At 49.3% G+C, this 15096-nt stretch carries 15 protein-coding genes; all 15 read right to left on the bottom strand.

Features of this window, described 5'->3' with window-relative positions; translation table 11 throughout:
- Positions 1-91: 91 nt before the first annotated feature.
- Complete coding sequence (gene pyrE / locus A4U59_RS18625; RefSeq protein ID WP_066175081.1) at positions 92-721, bottom strand: orotate phosphoribosyltransferase; 630 nt, start codon at positions 719-721, stop codon at positions 92-94.
- Complete coding sequence (gene pyrF, locus A4U59_RS18620; RefSeq protein WP_066175079.1) at positions 714-1430, bottom strand: orotidine-5'-phosphate decarboxylase; 717 nt, start codon at positions 1428-1430, stop codon at positions 714-716. The genes pyrE and pyrF overlap by 8 nt, the downstream gene beginning before the upstream one ends.
- Positions 1402-2343 carry a dihydroorotate dehydrogenase gene (locus A4U59_RS18615; RefSeq protein WP_066175078.1) on the bottom strand — a complete coding sequence of 314 codons (942 nt, stop codon included), beginning with the start codon at positions 2341-2343 and terminating at the stop codon, positions 1402-1404. Before A4U59_RS18615 ends, pyrF begins: the two co-directional genes overlap by 29 nt.
- Positions 2340-3122: a dihydroorotate dehydrogenase electron transfer subunit gene (locus tag A4U59_RS18610; RefSeq protein ID WP_066175076.1), complete on the bottom strand. Its 783-nt coding sequence runs from the start codon at positions 3120-3122 to the stop codon at positions 2340-2342. Before A4U59_RS18610 ends, A4U59_RS18615 begins: the two co-directional genes overlap by 4 nt.
- The gene (gene carB, locus A4U59_RS18605) at positions 3119-6328 is read right to left on the bottom strand and encodes a carbamoyl-phosphate synthase large subunit (protein ID WP_066175073.1); all 3210 of its coding nucleotides are present in this window, start codon (positions 6326-6328) and stop codon (positions 3119-3121) included. Before carB ends, A4U59_RS18610 begins: the two co-directional genes overlap by 4 nt.
- Positions 6307-7413 carry a carbamoyl phosphate synthase small subunit gene (locus A4U59_RS18600; protein WP_066175072.1) on the bottom strand — a complete coding sequence of 369 codons (1107 nt, stop codon included), beginning with the start codon at positions 7411-7413 and terminating at the stop codon, positions 6307-6309. The genes carB and A4U59_RS18600 overlap by 22 nt, the downstream gene beginning before the upstream one ends.
- Positions 7410-8699 (bottom strand): dihydroorotase, encoded by a 1290-nt coding sequence (locus tag A4U59_RS18595; RefSeq protein ID WP_066175071.1) that lies wholly within the window; start codon positions 8697-8699, stop codon positions 7410-7412. Before A4U59_RS18595 ends, A4U59_RS18600 begins: the two co-directional genes overlap by 4 nt.
- On the bottom strand, positions 8674-9594 hold the full coding sequence (locus A4U59_RS18590) for an aspartate carbamoyltransferase catalytic subunit (RefSeq protein WP_066175166.1): 921 nt from the start codon (positions 9592-9594) through the stop codon (positions 8674-8676). Before A4U59_RS18590 ends, A4U59_RS18595 begins: the two co-directional genes overlap by 26 nt.
- Positions 9595-9727: 133 nt before the next feature.
- The gene (locus tag A4U59_RS18585) at positions 9728-11053 is read right to left on the bottom strand and encodes a solute carrier family 23 protein (protein WP_066175069.1); all 1326 of its coding nucleotides are present in this window, start codon (positions 11051-11053) and stop codon (positions 9728-9730) included.
- Positions 11054-11231: 178 nt separating this feature from the next.
- Positions 11232-11777: a bifunctional pyr operon transcriptional regulator/uracil phosphoribosyltransferase PyrR gene (gene pyrR / locus A4U59_RS18580; protein ID WP_066175067.1), complete on the bottom strand. Its 546-nt coding sequence runs from the start codon at positions 11775-11777 to the stop codon at positions 11232-11234.
- Between the two features lie 186 nt (positions 11778-11963).
- Entirely contained in the window at positions 11964-12884 is a 921-nt protein-coding gene (locus A4U59_RS18575) for an RluA family pseudouridine synthase (protein ID WP_066175065.1), read from the bottom strand.
- Between the two features lies 1 nt (position 12885).
- Positions 12886-13350 carry a signal peptidase II gene (lspA, locus tag A4U59_RS18570; protein ID WP_066175063.1) on the bottom strand — a complete coding sequence of 155 codons (465 nt, stop codon included), beginning with the start codon at positions 13348-13350 and terminating at the stop codon, positions 12886-12888.
- A gap of 172 nt (positions 13351-13522) precedes the next feature.
- Positions 13523-13843, bottom strand: a complete 321-nt coding sequence (locus tag A4U59_RS18565) for a TraR/DksA family transcriptional regulator (RefSeq protein ID WP_066175061.1) — start codon at positions 13841-13843, stop codon at positions 13523-13525.
- 300 nt (positions 13844-14143) lie between these two features.
- A complete protein-coding gene (locus tag A4U59_RS21920; protein WP_169824005.1) occupies positions 14144-14281 on the bottom strand; it encodes a hypothetical protein in 138 nt (45 codons plus the stop codon).
- A 181-nt stretch (positions 14282-14462) separates the two neighbouring features.
- Positions 14463-14585 (bottom strand): hypothetical protein, encoded by a 123-nt coding sequence (locus A4U59_RS22435; protein WP_281183838.1) that lies wholly within the window; start codon positions 14583-14585, stop codon positions 14463-14465.
- Positions 14586-15096 lie beyond the last annotated feature (511 nt).

Here is a 15096-nt window from a genome sequence, read left to right as displayed (position 1 = left end):
ATTCAAGAGTCCTGCTTGAACTGATGAATTTATAACCATTCCGTATAAGAAAACGCACCGGCCCGGTGCGTTTTTCTAATCCAATCATCAATTAAGCCATCCACTCTTCAGCGGCCGGGTTCCGTTTCCACTTATGCAGCTTTTCAACATCTTCGGCTTTCAACTTATCTATTTCGAGGGCAGCCGTCATCAATTCTTCGAATTCAGTCAGCGTATAAAACGGGATTCCCGCCTCCCGGAAATTCTTTTCCCCTTTTTCAAGGCCGTATGTGAAAATCGCCGCTATGCCAAGCACTTCCACTCCTGCTTCACGCAAAGCTGAAGCTGCAGCGAGCGCACTTCCGCCTGTAGAAATCAAGTCTTCAATGACAACCGCCTTTTGCCCTGAAGTCGCTACCCCTTCAATCTGATTCCCTTTCCCGTGTCCCTTCGCTTTTGAGCGGACATAGCACATCGGCAGGTTCAGCAGATCGCTGACAAGGGCGGCATGAGGGATTCCGGCAGTAGCCGTACCGGCGATGAGCTCAGCTTCTGGAAACTTTTCTTCGATCAGCTTCTTGAAACCGGCAGCGATGTCCGACCTGATATCCGGAAAAGAAAGTGTGAGACGGTTATCGCAATAAATCGGCGATTTCATTCCGGACGACCACGTGAACGGCTGTTCGGGCCGCAAAGCGACAGCACCTATATCAAGAAGGTGCCTGGCAATTTGTTTACTCATCGTATCCCATCCATTCCTTTTTAATCGACTGATAAGCGGAAACCGGGTCGTCCGCTTGTGTAATCGCACGTCCTACTACAATCGCCGTGCTGCCGGCCTTTTTTGCTTCATGGGGCATAGCGATTCGTTTTTGGTCCCCGGCTCCGCTTCCGGCCGGCCGTATGCCCGGGGTCACCTTTATGAATTCCCGTCCGAATGACTTGCTTATAGAAGCGGACTCATGTACAGAGCAAACGACGCCGTCCAATCCGCTCCTTTGCGCAAGACCTGCATAATGAAGGACAACTTCCTCAAGCGGTCTTTGGATCTGGAGTTCATGAAAAAGCATATGCTCATCGGTGCTTGTCAGCTGTGTGACGGCAATACAGCTGGGACGGTCTGTACCAGCGGGGGTGCCGGCTTCCAGACCTTCGACAGCATGTTCCATCATGCTGCTTCCCCCTGCAGCATGGACGTTAACCATGTCAGCCCCAAGTGCAGCAAGATTTTTCATGGCTCTGTAAACCGTATTCGGAATATCATGAAGCTTCAAGTCCAAAAATATACGGTGCCCATCCTGTTTAAGCATCTCCATAACAGCCGGCCCTTCCTTGTAAAACAATTCCATCCCGACTTTCACAAAAAGAGGCTCATGCTTAAACTTGCGTAAAAAATCAGCCGTTTCTTTTTGGCCGGAAAAATCAAGTGCAACAATGAGGGACTGTTCCATACTGTTTCCAACTCCTCCCAACCGCTTCGGAAATATGGCCGATTTCATATTGATCAAGCACATCCGGCAGCGCCTCAATGATTTTTGGCGTTACGAATGGATCTACAAAATTGGCTGTGCCTACCGCAACAGCACTGGCACCAGCATAAATCAACTCAAGTGCGTCTTCAGCTGTCTGGATTCCACCCATTCCGATAATGGGAATCGACACATTCCGGCTCACTTCATAAACCATTCTCACGGCAACCGGTTTTACCGCCGGACCCGAGAGACCACCGCTCCCATTTGCCAAAACAGGCCGTGCCGTTTTTAAATCAAGGCGCATGCCGAGAAGAGTGTTGATCATTGTAATCCCGTCGGCCCCCGCCTGTTCGACCGCTTTGGCCATTTCGACGATATCGGTCACATTTGGCGACAGCTTCACGTATACGGGAACGGCGGATACTTCCTTAACTTTTGCTGTCAGTTCCGCCGCCACGGCAGGGATCGTTCCGAACGTGATGCCTCCCTGCTTTACATTCGGACAGGAAATATTAAGCTCCAGTGCAGCTACGTTCGGAGCTGCCGAAACGGTTTCAGCCACCTTTACATAATCTTTTACCTGTGAACCTGCTACGTTTGCGATGATTGGTACATTGAACTGTTCGAGCCACGGCAGCTCTTCTTCCATCACTTTTATGAGACCGGGATTTTGAAGGCCGATTGCGTTCAGCATCCCGCCCGGTGTTTCCGCCACCCTTGGTGTCGGATTGCCGAAGCGGGGCTCTTCTGTGGTCGCTTTGATCATGATAGCCCCGAGCACAGAAAGATCAAAGAACTCTGCAAATTCCTTCCCGAAGCCGAAACAGCCTGATGCCGGCATCACCGGATTTTTAAGTTGAAGCCCCGGCAGATCGACACTTAAACGATTCATGGAAGCACCACCTCTCCTGCACGGAATACCGGTCCGTCACTGCAAACCTTCTTATATGAAAACCCATCAGGATCATCCGCTGTGTGGCACACGCAGGCAAAACAGGCGCCAATTCCGCATCCCATTCTTTCTTCAAGAGAGATAAAGACGCTGCTGTCCGATTTCCCGCTGCTGACCGCCTTAAGCATGGCAGTTGGGCCGCAAGCGTACATCGTATCGAATAAAAGGTTTTCCTTTTCGATGACATCAGTGACAAATCCTTTTGTTCCAAAACTGCCGTCCTCTGTCGTGATATGTGTCATTCCGAGAGCGTTGAATTCCTTTTCATAAAATACTGCGCCTTCCGTCTTGAAGCCGAGAACATGAATGACCTTCACACCGAGCTTCTTCAGTTTTTTAGAAAGATAGTAGAGCGGCGGTACGCCGATTCCGCCTCCGACAAGAAGGGCTGTCTGCCCTCCGTCTGTTGCAGCCGCCGGGAATCCATTGCCCAGCGGTCCGAGCACGTCCACTTCCGCTCCCTGCTTTTTTTCGGAAAGAACGGCTGTCCCTCTCCCCTCTTTCCGGTAAACCACCGTAAATGTTTGTGCCTCATGGTCGATGTCACAAATGCTGATCGGTCTCCTCAACAGCGGATCGTTACCGTCGCTCACTTTGATGTGCACAAACTGCCCGGGTTCACCCATCTCTTCTACAAGTGTACCGGTAAGCACCAGTTCATAAATGTCTTCAGCAATGAGTTTTTGAGAAACAACCTTCATTCTTTCCGTCCTTTTCATACTCCCATGACCTCATTTCGTTCCAATAGATGAATGGATTCTGCAGAAAAAGTCATCGATTCGAGGACTCGCAAAATCGCTTCGGCCGTATCGAGTGATGTCAGGCAGGCAATGCCATTTTCGACAGATTCCCGGCGGATGCGGAAGCCGTCACGTGCCGGCTGCTTCCCTTTCGTGAGTGTATTGACGACAAACTGAGTGCCGCCCTGCCTGATGATATCCAAAAGGTTTTGGCTCGGTGCACCGATTTTATTGACAACCGTGACCGGAATGCCTGCTTCCTGGATGTGACTTGCCGTTCCTTCTGTCGCAAGAATCTGGTAACCGATCTTATAAAAACGCTCAACAAGCGGCAGCGCTTCTTCTTTATCTTTATCAGCAACTGTGAAGAGAACAGAACCATAAGTCGGAATGTCGATGCCGGAAGCAATCAAGCCTTTATACAGTGCCTTTTCAAGCGTCCGGTCGCGCCCCATCACTTCTCCTGTTGATTTCATTTCAGGTCCGAGTGTAATATCCACTCTCCGCAATTTTGCAAAGGAGAAAACAGGAACTTTCACAAACACGTCGGCAGGTTCAGGATGATAGCCCCCGGCATAACCGAGTTCGATCAGGGTTTTGCCAAGAATAATTTTTGCCGCGAGATTCGCCATCGGGATTCCGGTAATTTTACTCAGGAATGGAACCGTCCTGCTTGAACGCGGATTGACTTCCAGCACATACGCCCGATTCTGATAGACAACAAATTGGATGTTCAAAAGGCCTTTGATATCAAGTCCGCGCGCGATAGAGGTTGTATAGTCAATGATCTGGCTTTTGATTTCATCTGTCAGGCTTTGCGGCGGATAAACTGCAATTGAATCACCGGAGTGGACCCCTGCCCTTTCGATATGTTCCATGATTCCTGGAATGAGGACATTTTCTCCGTCAGATACTGCATCGACTTCGATTTCCTTGCCTATCATATAACGGTCGATGAGAACCGGATGGGCAGGGCTGACTTTGACGGCGTTTGCCATGTAGCGCAGCAGCTCTTCCTTCCTGTCGACGATTTCCATCGCCCTGCCCCCAAGGACATAAGATGGGCGGACGAGAACCGGATACCCGATGTCTTCCGCGATGGCAACCGCTTCTTCGACGGATACCGCAGTCTTGCCAAGCGGCTGGGGAACGTTCAGTGCAAGAAGCGCCTGTTCGAACTTGTCCCTGTCTTCCGCACGGTCCATGTTCTCAAGCGACGTGCCAAGGATTTTCACTCCCCGTCTGGCAAGACCGTCTGCCAGATTGATGGCCGTTTGACCTCCGAACTGGACGACGACGCCGGCCGGCTGTTCAATTTCGATGACATGCATGACGTCTTCGATTGTAAGCGGCTCGAAATACAGCTTGTCGGAGACGCTGAAGTCGGTCGAAACGGTTTCCGGGTTATTGTTGATGATAATCGCTTCATAACCGGCTTCTTTTATCGCCCAGACCGAATGAACAGTCGCATAGTCAAACTCGATCCCCTGGCCAATCCTTATCGGGCCTGAGCCGAGGACCAGCACGCTTTCCTTATCGGTTTTCCCCGATTCGTTCTCCTCTTCATACGTACCATAAAAGTAAGGGGTCAGGGACTCAAATTCCGCCGCACAGGTATCAACCATTTTATAAACCGGCATTAAGCCGCTTTCTTTACGGATTTTGTACACTTCCTCTTCGTCCATTCCCCACAGGCCGGCAATCCCCTTGTCACTGTACCCGCTGTGTTTCGCTTTATCCAAAACACTTGCATTGCCCGGATTGGCGCGGAGCTCGTTTTCCATGCTGACAAGCTTGCTGATTTTATGAAGAAAAAATCGGTCGATTTTGCTCCAGGACCAGATTGTTTCAATGTCAAAGCCCCTCCGGAATGCTTCTGCGACGATAAACAGGCGGGAATCGTCAGCAGTGCGTATCCTTGCCTCGATTTCCTGATCCGTCAGTTCAGAAGTTCCTTCCATCACAAGGTCATACACACCTGTTTCAAGAGATCTTACCGCTTTTAAAAGTGACTCTTCAAAATTGCGGCCAATCGCCATCACTTCACCGGTTGCCTTCATCTGGGTGCCGAGTTTCCGGTTGGCTGATTCAAATTTATCGAAAGGCCAGCGCGGAATCTTCGTTACGACATAATCAAGGGCCGGTTCAAAACAGGCGACCGTTTTACCAGTGACCGGGTTCTTCATCTCCGCTAGCGTCAGGCCGACAGCGATTTTGGCTGCCAGCTTGGCAATTGGATAACCGGTCGCTTTCGATGCCAGTGCAGACGAACGGCTGACCCTCGGATTCACTTCAATGACGTAGTAGTCGAAACTGTCAGGATCAAGGGCAAGCTGCACGTTGCACCCGCCCTCTATTTCAAGCGCCCTGATAATGGTTAACGAAACATTGCGGAGGAGCTGGTATTCCCTGTCACTGAGCGTCTGGCTCGGCGCTACAACAATGGAGTCACCGGTATGGACACCGACAGGATCGATATTTTCCATATTACAGACAACAATGGCATTATCGTCTTTGTCCCTCATAACTTCATATTCAATTTCTTTATACCCGGCAATGCTTTTTTCGAGCAGGCACTGATTGACCGGACTGTTTTTCAAGCCGCTCGCGACGATTTCCTCAAGTTCCTCATCATTTTTACAAATCCCCCCTCCAGTGCCGCCGAGTGTATATGCCGGCCGCACGATGATCGGGTAGCCGACTTTGCCGACGAAATCATAAGCTTCAGGGATCGAATGGATGATTTCACTTTCCGGAACCGGCTGGTTGAGGTCACCCATAAGCTGGCGGAACGCTTCGCGGTCTTCCGCTTTTTGGATTGCCGATAATTTCGTGCCCAGTATTTCCACTCCGCACTCTTCAAGAACACCCGATTCATGAAGCTCGACAGCCATGTTCAGGCCGGTTTGTCCGCCTAGTGTCGGCACAAGGGCATCAGGTCGCTCTTTCCGGATGATCCTGCTGACAAAATCAAGGGTAAGCGGCTCAATATAGACACGGTCGGCAATATTTGTATCTGTCATGATTGTTGCCGGATTCGAATTGACAAGAATGACTTCATATCCTTCTTCTTTAAGAGCCTGGCATGCCTGTGTCCCGGCGTAATCAAACTCAGCCGCCTGGCCAATGATGATTGGTCCTGAACCGATCACTAGTATTTTGTTTATATCTTTACGCTTTGGCATGTCTGTTCCCCTTTCTTCTGTTCCGTTTCGATCATGCTGAGAAAGTCTTCAAATAGCTGATTGGCATCATGCGGCCCGGGCGATGCTTCAGGATGGTATTGAACCGTGAAAGCCGGATACCGTATATGGCGCAAGCCTTCAATCGTTTCATCATTAAGCGCCTTGTGGGTTACAATCAGCTCCGTCTGATCCACTGAATCACCTGTTACGGTATAGCCGTGATTTTGAGATGTGAGGGCAACTTTTCCTGTCTGAAGATCGACGACCGGATGATTCGCGCCGCGGTGCCCGAACTTCATTTTCTTTGTATTGGCGCCGCACGCCAGGGCAAACAGCTGATGGCCAAGGCAAATGCCGAAAATCGGCACTTTGCCGAGCAGCGCCTGTATCATTTCAGCTGCTTCCGGGACATCTTTCGGATCCCCTGGTCCATTTGACAGCATGATCCCGTCAGGATGAAGCCTCAGAATTTCCTCAGCAGTCGTATTATAAGGCACAACGACGACATCAAAACCGCGCTGGTTAAGTTCCCTCAGAATACCGTGTTTCATCCCGAAATCGACCAGAACCACCCGGTATCCAGTTCCTGGACTCGGGTACGGATCCTTTGCTGAAACTTTTTCAACCTGGTTCCGAGGCATGTCTTTCGCGCGCAGTTCAGCGGCCACTGCAGCCGGATCACTATCCATAGAACAGATTTTGCCTTTCAATGTTCCGTGTTCCCGAATGATTCTTGTCAATTTTCGTGTATCAATGCCGCTGATAGCCGGAATCCCTCTTTCCTTTAAAAATTGTCCGATCGGTTCTTTTGACCGCCAATTTGAAGGGTACTCGGCCGCTTCTTTTACAATTAGCCCGTGAACTGCCGGTTTTATCGTTTCAAAGTCATCCCTGTTGACCCCGTAGTTTCCGATAAGCGGATAGGTCAGCGTCACTATTTGCCCGCAGTATGAAGGGTCGGTCAGGATTTCCTGATAGCCTGTCATGCCTGTATTGAAAACGACTTCCCCTTCTTTTTCCTCAAGGCTTCCAAAACCTTCTCCGATAAATACTGATCCATCTTCTAAAATAAGCTGCCGTTTCATTCAGGCACACTTCCTTTCTCCCAGACAAGTTTCCCATTAACATATGTGACGGCTGGCCAGCCTTTGCATTTCCAGCCTCCAAACGGTGTGTTTTTTCCTTTCGATGCGAAACGTTCCGGATCAATCACTTTTTCATGATCCAAATCGATTAAAACGATATCTGCCGGCTTACCGGCTTCCAGTGTGCCGTAAGGCAGTCCGAAGGTGCCAGATGGTTTCACTGTCAGATATTCGACCAGTTCCTTCAAGCTGATTTCCCCTGTTTCCACAAGATAGGTATACAAAAGAGGAAAAGCTGTCTCCAGCCCGGTAATCCCAAACGGCGCCAGTTCCATTCCTTCCGCTTTTTCAGCTTCGGTGTGGGGAGCATGGTCCGTAGCAATAAAATCGATTGTTCCATCCTTCAGCCCTTGAAGCAGAGCCTCCTTATCCTCCCTGCTTCTCAAAGGGGGATTCATTTTGAAATTAGAATCAAGTCCGGGGATGTCATCTTCTGACAGAAGCAAATGGTGCGGCGTGACTTCCGCTGTCACCCGGATGCCTGCCCGCTTGGCGTCACGGACGACCCTGACAGATTCTTTCGTGCTTATATGGCAAACGTGATAATGGCAGCCTGAAGCTTCTGCAAGCAGCACGTCTCTTGCGATATGGACTGATTCTGCAACAGACGGGATCCCCCGCAGCTGGTGTTTTTCAGCAAAACGTCCATCGTGGACCGCACCGTTGTTTTTCAGCGTGTCATCTTCACAGTGGGCGACAATCGCCTTTCCGAGCGATGCAGCCTTCTTCATTGCGGAAAGCATCATTCCGGCTGACTGCACGCCTACACCATCATCCGTAAAAGCGAACGCTCCTTTTTCCGAGAGGGCCGAAAAGTCGGTCAGTTCCTTTCCTGCTTCCCGTACAGTAATGGATGCATATGGGAGAACGCGGACTGCTGCTGTCTCCTGTATGCGCCTGTTAAGCCAATCCAGCCTGTCAGGATGATCCGGCACCGGCCTTGTGTTCGGCATAGCGGCGATAGTGGTGAAACCGCCAAGTGCAGCAGCTCTGGTTCCGCTCGCAATCGTTTCTTTCTTTTCCCCGCCTGGTTCCCGCAAATGGACATGGAGGTCGACAAGTCCCGGTGCCGCAAACAGGCCTCCGGCATCTTTAACTTCTTCACTTCCTGAAGGTTCAATTGTCTCAGCGATTTTTTCTATCCGGCCGGAAGCGATGCGGATATCTTGCTTCATCAGCTTTCCGTCTTCATTCAGTACGTTAACATTTTTCAAGATAGTATCCATGTGCATAGTCCCCCTTCATTTGTAACGCCCGCTTCAATACAGCCATTCTGACATATACGCCGTTTTTCATTTGCTTGAAAATTCGCGACTGTTTGCTTTCAACAAGCTCATCTGCTATTTCAACACCTCTATTGACAGGTGCTGGATGCATAATGATGCTCTCCCGCTTCATCCGTTTGGCACGGTCTGCCGTGAGGCCGTATTGCAGGTGGTATTCCTCAGATGAGTGGACTGCCTTTAATTGGTGGCGTTCATGCTGAATGCGGAGAAGCATCATGACATCAGCCTTTTCCACTGCTTCATCCATGGGAATGTACTGGCCGGGAGCGGACACATGTGACTGCCACTGGCCGGGTGCGGAAAAATATACATTTGCACCAAGACGATTCAAGATTTCTTCGTTCGATCTTGCAACTCTGCTATGGCGGATATCGCCAGCTATCACAACATTCAGACCTGAAAACCGGCCAAATTCCTGGTAAATGGTCAATAAATCAAGGAGGGATTGTGTCGGATGGTTTCCGCATCCGTCACCGGCATTGATAATCGGAATATCAACCTTGCCTGCCAGCTCTTCGAAATAACTGTCCCGGGGATGGCGGATGACTGCTGCATCAGCTCCGATTGCAGCCATGGTCTGTACCGTGTCATACAAAGTTTCTCCCTTTTGTACACTGGATGATCCTGCTTCGAAATTCAGCACTTCAAGTCCCAGTTTCTTTTCCGCAACCTCGAAACTGAAACGCGTCCGCGTGCTCGGTTCAAAAAAAAGATTGGCAACGAACCGTTTATCATCCGGAGTCCATACACCGCCTTCGGCAAAATGTTGTGCTTCTTTTAACATTACCATGATTTCATCTGTATTTAAATCCATCATTGTTAATAAATTATACATTTTTACACCATCCCCTTTAAAAGTTCTATTTTTTAAAAAAGCGCCCCGTTCTTCATATACGGGGTGCGGAAGATGTAACTTTCCTTTATCCACACCTTTAAAGCCTCTCCGGACTTCAATTAAAGATGTATTTTTATGCAACTTCCTCTTTTCCGTCTGCCTCTCTCTCAAACATTCTCATATCTCCCTGGGCGCTTTCCTTGCCAGGCAGGACAAGATTTAGAATGACACCAGTAATGGCAGCCAGCGCCATTCCGGCAATTTGCAGATTATCAGACAGCTGGACGAACGCTCCGCCGACGCCGATCACAAGAATGACGGATGAGATGACAAGATTTCTCTTCTCGCCGAGGTCGACCCGGTTATCAATGAGCATCCGAAGACCGGATGAGGCGATGATACCGAACAGGAGGATTGAAACGCCTCCCATGACAGCTGTTGGGATAGACTCAATCAGGGCTGAAATCTTTCCAATAAATCCGAACATGATTGCTGAAGCAGCTGCACCGCCGATGACAAAGACGCTGAACACTCTTGTGATGGCCAGAACACCAATATTTTCACCGTACGTCGTATTTGGCGGGCCGCCGATGAATGAAGCAATCATTGTTGCAACACCGTCACCAAGAATCGATCGATGCAAGCCCGGTTTCGTAAGGAAGTTTCTTCCGGCTATCTTGCTCAGAACCATCTGGTCGCCGATGTGTTCCGCAATTGTAACGATAGCCACCGGAACGATGATCAATCCAATTTCCCAGCTGAAAACTTCAGCCGGCGAGTACGTGATAAATGGAATGATGAACTCCGGTGCCTGCAGCCAGGCTGCTTCTTTGACGGCTGCCAGATCAACAAGCCCCATGATATATGCAAATGTATAGCCGCCGATAATACCTATTAGAATTGGAATCAGCCCGAAAAAACCGCGGAAGAAAATCGAGCCGATTACTGTGATGGCAAGCGTGACAAGCGCTACTGAAAAGTGGGTCAGGCTGTAGTCCTCTGTTCCGGGTACATACATGGCCATGTCGATTGCGACACTTGCGAGGCCAAGCCCGATGACAATAATGACGGGGCCGACAACGACCGGCGGAAGCAGGTGAAGCAGCCAGCGCAGCCCCAGCATTTTTATAAGAACAGCGACAATTCCGTACACCAGCCCTGCCATAAAGCTTCCGATCATAGCTGCTTCAGGGCCGCCTGCCGCAGAAGCCGCGATAATCGGACCGATGAATGCAAACGACGAACCTAGATATGCAGGTATGCGCCCTTTTGTGATCAGCAAGTATGATAGTGTACCGAGCCCGCTGGAAATGAGGGCTACCGCCGGGCTTAATCCTGTAAGGAAAGGCACAAGCACCGTCGCACCGAACATCGCGAATAAGTGCTGCAGGCTCAACGTCAGCCACTCATGCAGTTTTGGAACCTCTCTGACATCCATTTTGATATTATTTTTTTCCATGCATAATTCCTCCCCGGAATATAGTATTTTCGGATAAAAGAAAAGCCTCTTTGCGAGAGGCGCAAAGAGGCTAAAGATACAGCAACAGACTGCGTACGGACCAGCCGTGTGTTCCGCAGATATTCTGCTTCGTCGTATCCTGCCCCCTTCCAAGCCTCTCGGGACTTAATTAAAAGGGTTAGTCACGTTCATATATGCTGACTTGATCGAGCTCATCGACCTCAGTCATTTTCACCATGATGATTTCTGAGTTTGATGTCGGAATGTTTTTCCCGATATAGTCAGGCCTTATCGGCAGTTCCCGGTGACCTCTGTCAACAAGGACCGCCAACTGAATCTGGGCCGGCCGGCCGATATCCATGACCGCATCCATCGCCGCCCTGACCGTCCTCCCTGTGTAAAGAACGTCATCTACGAGAATCACTTTCTTGTCAAAAATGTCTTCATGTATTTTCGTACCGTGCAATTCCGGGTCTTTGCTTTCATTCTTTTTACTTAAGTCGTCACGGTATAGCGTAATATCGACTTCCCCGACAGGTATGCTTTTCCCTTCGATTTGTTCAATCCTCTCGGCTAACCTGTTAGCAATGTATATGCCGCGGGTTTTGATTCCGACGAGGATACAATCCTCAATTCCTTTATTATGTTCAATAATTTCGTGGGCAATTCTCGTCAGGGCCCGGCGAATTGCCTGTTCATCCAATACCACTGCTTTTTGGTTCAACTGTCCTTCACCTCCATTAAAAAATCCCCCAGCAGCAAGGCAGGAGGATTGCGGGTTCTGTCATAATAAATGGATGCAGGGGACATGCAGCCTGTCATCCGAACCGGGTCCTTCTCAGCCTCACGGGACTGTCTTAAAGGTTCATTTTGTTTTCAAATGTAATTATCACAAAATTAAACGGATATGTCAACTCGTTTTGCGCAGCCGTTCGAGCAATTTCTCCATATCCTCCGGAAGTTCCGCTTGAAGTTCTACATATTCGCCTGTCCGCGGATGAATGAATCCGAGAACCTCAGCATGGAGTGCCTGTCCTTCAATCGGCAGCGTCTTTTTCGGTCCATATTTAGGATCCCCTGCAAGCGGATGGCCGATATATTTCATATGGACCCTGATCTGGTGAGTCCGCCCTGTTTCCAGTACGCATTCCACATACGTATAATTCTGGAACCGTTCCAGCACCTCGAAATGTGTGACAGCATTCCGGCTGTTTTCATCTGTAACTGTCATCTTTTTCCTGTCGTTTTTGTCTCGGCCGAGCGGTGCATCGATTGTACCTTTATCATGGCTGACAACCCCGTGAGCGATCGCTTTATACTTCCTCGTGACGGTCTTCTCTGAGAGCTGGCGGGCAAGGTGCTGGTGTGCCGCATCATTTTTGGCGACTATGATCAAACCCGATGTATCCATATCGATCCGATGGACAATCCCCGGCCTCAGCTCCCCATTGATGCCGGAAAGATCCTCACAATGATGGAGAAGCGCATTCACAAGCGTCCCGGACGAATGCCCTGGCCCAGGATGGACGACCATGCCGCGCGATTTGTTCACAACAATTACATCTTGATCTTCATATCGGACATCAAGTTCTATTGCTTCAGGAAGCACGTTGACCTCTTCGGGTTCAGGAACGGTAATCCGGATTTGATCGCCACACCTGGTTTTGTAGTTTCCTTTGACGGCTTTATCGTTAACAAGCACCAGGCCGTCTTTTATCCACTGCTGCACCTGGGACCGCGACCAATCGCTTTCCTGATCGGTGACCAGTTTATCAATTCTTGTATTTTCGTGTTCAGGCCCTGCGGTTAACGAATAAACTTCTGCTTCCATTTCAGGCCTCCTTCTTCTCTTTTCCTTCATAAAAAAGCGCATAAATAAAAAACAGCGCCACGCCGATTACAAGTGCGGAATCTGCGACATTGAAGATCGGATAATCATATGTAAAAATATGCACATCAATGAAATCAACCACTTCTTTGCGGAACAACCTGTCGATGAAGTTACCGACTGCCCCGCCTAATATAAGGGTGAATGCCCACTGTTCAAGCCGTTTGCCGCTCGCATGCTTTTCCATATAATAAATGACAGCCACGACGACAATTACTGTGATGATATAAAAGAACCACATCTGGTTTTGCAATATTCCCCACGCTGCCCCCCTGTTGCGGTGAGAAGTAAAATACAGAAAACCATCTATAAGGGTGATACGCTGGCCTAATTCCATGTTTGTGACAACCAGCCACTTTGTCACCTGGTCAATGATGACCGTAATAAATGCAATGAAATAATATAACACTGGAGTGCCTCCATTCAGAAAATGTGCCGGCGGGCGAACAACTGTACCATTGCATTTTAGCACACGTTCCTCCGTTAAACAATCTGTCGGCGCACCCCTCGGCAATGGTCTTCATATATTTACCGTTTTTCCAGTGCTTTAATTGATTCAAATTCAGGCGCAAGGCCCCGCTTTATTCTGTTTTCAAATGGGCAATATAAAGGGCGGGCGGCTCATCAGCACACCGGGCAGCAGGCTGGATTTCCAGTTGCCATTGCGGAATTTTTTTGCCGCTGTTTTCACAAAAGCCATATGTTTCATTGTCAAATTTGGCAAGTGCCGCCTCCACGTCACAGAGCTCCTGTTCGATTTGCTTCCGGATGAATTGTTTTTTCTCATCGTCAACGACCAATAAACCACCGGTGCTGTCTGCCCTGCTATATCCGGTAAGCTGTTGTTCCAACTCGTATTTTGCAAGCAGCAATTCATTTTTTAAATGGGTAAAGGTAGTCATCTTCTGCCCCCTTCACAAACATGGTGTTATTATTGTGGATATATTTTGCCGTCATAACCCATGTAACTTTTTCTAGTCAAAAGGAGTGATTTTGCGCGCAGACTGCGAAAAATAAGGGAGTTTTCGCCCGGGAACTCGTGTTCAGCCACACGAGAAGTGTAAGAAAAGCGCAGGGAGTCCGTTTAGCGGTGTAAGCATAAGCGGTACCCGCAGGAAGATGTTTTTTAAGGCGGACAGCCGTCCATTCACCGTATAAAGCAAGCCGAGGGCCAAAAACCAGCTATTTACTCAGTTGCGGTATCACGGGAAGTCCCTTGTATAGATGGAGACCTGGCGGATTTGACTGATTTTATAAAAAAAAACAATTTGCTCTTCTTTCATGTTGGCATATTTCACGCCGGATGACTGTCCTTTCGCGCCATACCAAGAGCATTTCACGCCCTTCACGAACAGCCGCGGTCAAGGGGTGCACTTTCACGCGGATTCCCGGTTCTTTCACGCCGAATGATATGTTTTTCACGCGCAATACCGCCGAATTCATGCCCAACAGCCTGACTTTCACGCCGTTGTGACTATTTCACGCCGTACATCCTCACTTTCACGCCGAACCTCCCTGTTTTCACGCTTCGATTGATCTGCATCCCGATATGGACAGCACGAACTGAGTTCCCCAGGATGGAAATTCGCACGACCGTTCACTGAATAAAGCAAGCCCGCGGCAAAAAGCCAGCTGTTTACTCATGTACGTAATCACAGGAACCCCCTTTTTGGATGGAGACCTGGCGGATTTGTCTGATTTTATAAAAAAACAATTTGTTCTTCTTTCATGTTGGCATATTTCACGCCGGATGCCTGTCCTTTCGCGCCATACCAAGAGCATTTCACGCCGTTCACGAACAGCCGCGGTCAAGGGGATGCACTTTCACGCGGATTCCCGGTTCTTTCACGCCGAGTGATATGTTTTTCACGCGCAATACCGCCGAATTCATGCCCAAAAGCCGACTATCACACCTAAAACGAAGACAAAGTCACAGGTGGCCATTATCTTTCTTAAAATTGGCCCTGCGTCAATAACCTCCTTGCCGGCAATTTCCCATCGGGCAAGAAATGTGCCAGCCGCCCGTTTATCGGCGTATGCATATTGGGGAATGACCGAAGGAAGGCAGTATTCCCTTCCGGAGAGGATCACCAGTTAGGGCGATAGCAACTTGCGACTGGTGCTGGACACTGTTCTTGCCTGAAATCTTTCTTTC

The organism is Bacillus marinisedimentorum (assembly GCF_001644195.2).
GTDB lineage: Bacteria > Bacillota > Bacilli > Bacillales > Bacillaceae_O > Bacillus_BL > Bacillus_BL marinisedimentorum.
The sequence above is the reverse complement of the archived record's forward strand: the minus strand, read 5'-3'. Positions and strand labels throughout refer to the sequence as shown.

Excerpts from the sequence above, each read along its gene's own strand:
- A4U59_RS22435 (WP_281183838.1), bottom strand. The coding sequence starts at position 14,585 with ATGAGTAAACAGCTGGCTTTTTGCCGCGGGCTTGCTTTATTCAGTGAA.
- A4U59_RS18615 (WP_066175078.1), bottom strand. The coding sequence starts at position 2,343 with ATGAATCGTTTAAGTGTCGATCTGCCGGGGCTTCAACTTAAAAATCCG.
- A4U59_RS18595 (WP_066175071.1), bottom strand. The coding sequence starts at position 8,699 with ATGGATACTATCTTGAAAAATGTTAACGTACTGAATGAAGACGGAAAG.
- A4U59_RS18610 (WP_066175076.1), bottom strand. The coding sequence starts at position 3,122 with ATGAAAAGGACGGAAAGAATGAAGGTTGTTTCTCAAAAACTCATTGCT.
- carB (WP_066175073.1), bottom strand. The coding sequence starts at position 6,328 with ATGCCAAAGCGTAAAGATATAAACAAAATACTAGTGATCGGTTCAGGA.
- A4U59_RS18590 (WP_066175166.1), bottom strand. The coding sequence starts at position 9,594 with ATGTATAATTTATTAACAATGATGGATTTAAATACAGATGAAATCATG.
- A4U59_RS18600 (WP_066175072.1), bottom strand. The coding sequence starts at position 7,413 with ATGAAACGGCAGCTTATTTTAGAAGATGGATCAGTATTTATCGGAGAA.
- A4U59_RS18585 (WP_066175069.1), bottom strand. The coding sequence starts at position 11,053 with ATGGAAAAAAATAATATCAAAATGGATGTCAGAGAGGTTCCAAAACTG.
- pyrE (WP_066175081.1), bottom strand. The coding sequence starts at position 721 with ATGAGTAAACAAATTGCCAGGCACCTTCTTGATATAGGTGCTGTCGCT.
- pyrF (WP_066175079.1), bottom strand. The coding sequence starts at position 1,430 with ATGGAACAGTCCCTCATTGTTGCACTTGATTTTTCCGGCCAAAAAGAA.
- A4U59_RS18565 (WP_066175061.1), bottom strand. The coding sequence starts at position 13,843 with ATGACTACCTTTACCCATTTAAAAAATGAATTGCTGCTTGCAAAATAC.
- A4U59_RS18575 (WP_066175065.1), bottom strand. The coding sequence starts at position 12,884 with ATGGAAGCAGAAGTTTATTCGTTAACCGCAGGGCCTGAACACGAAAAT.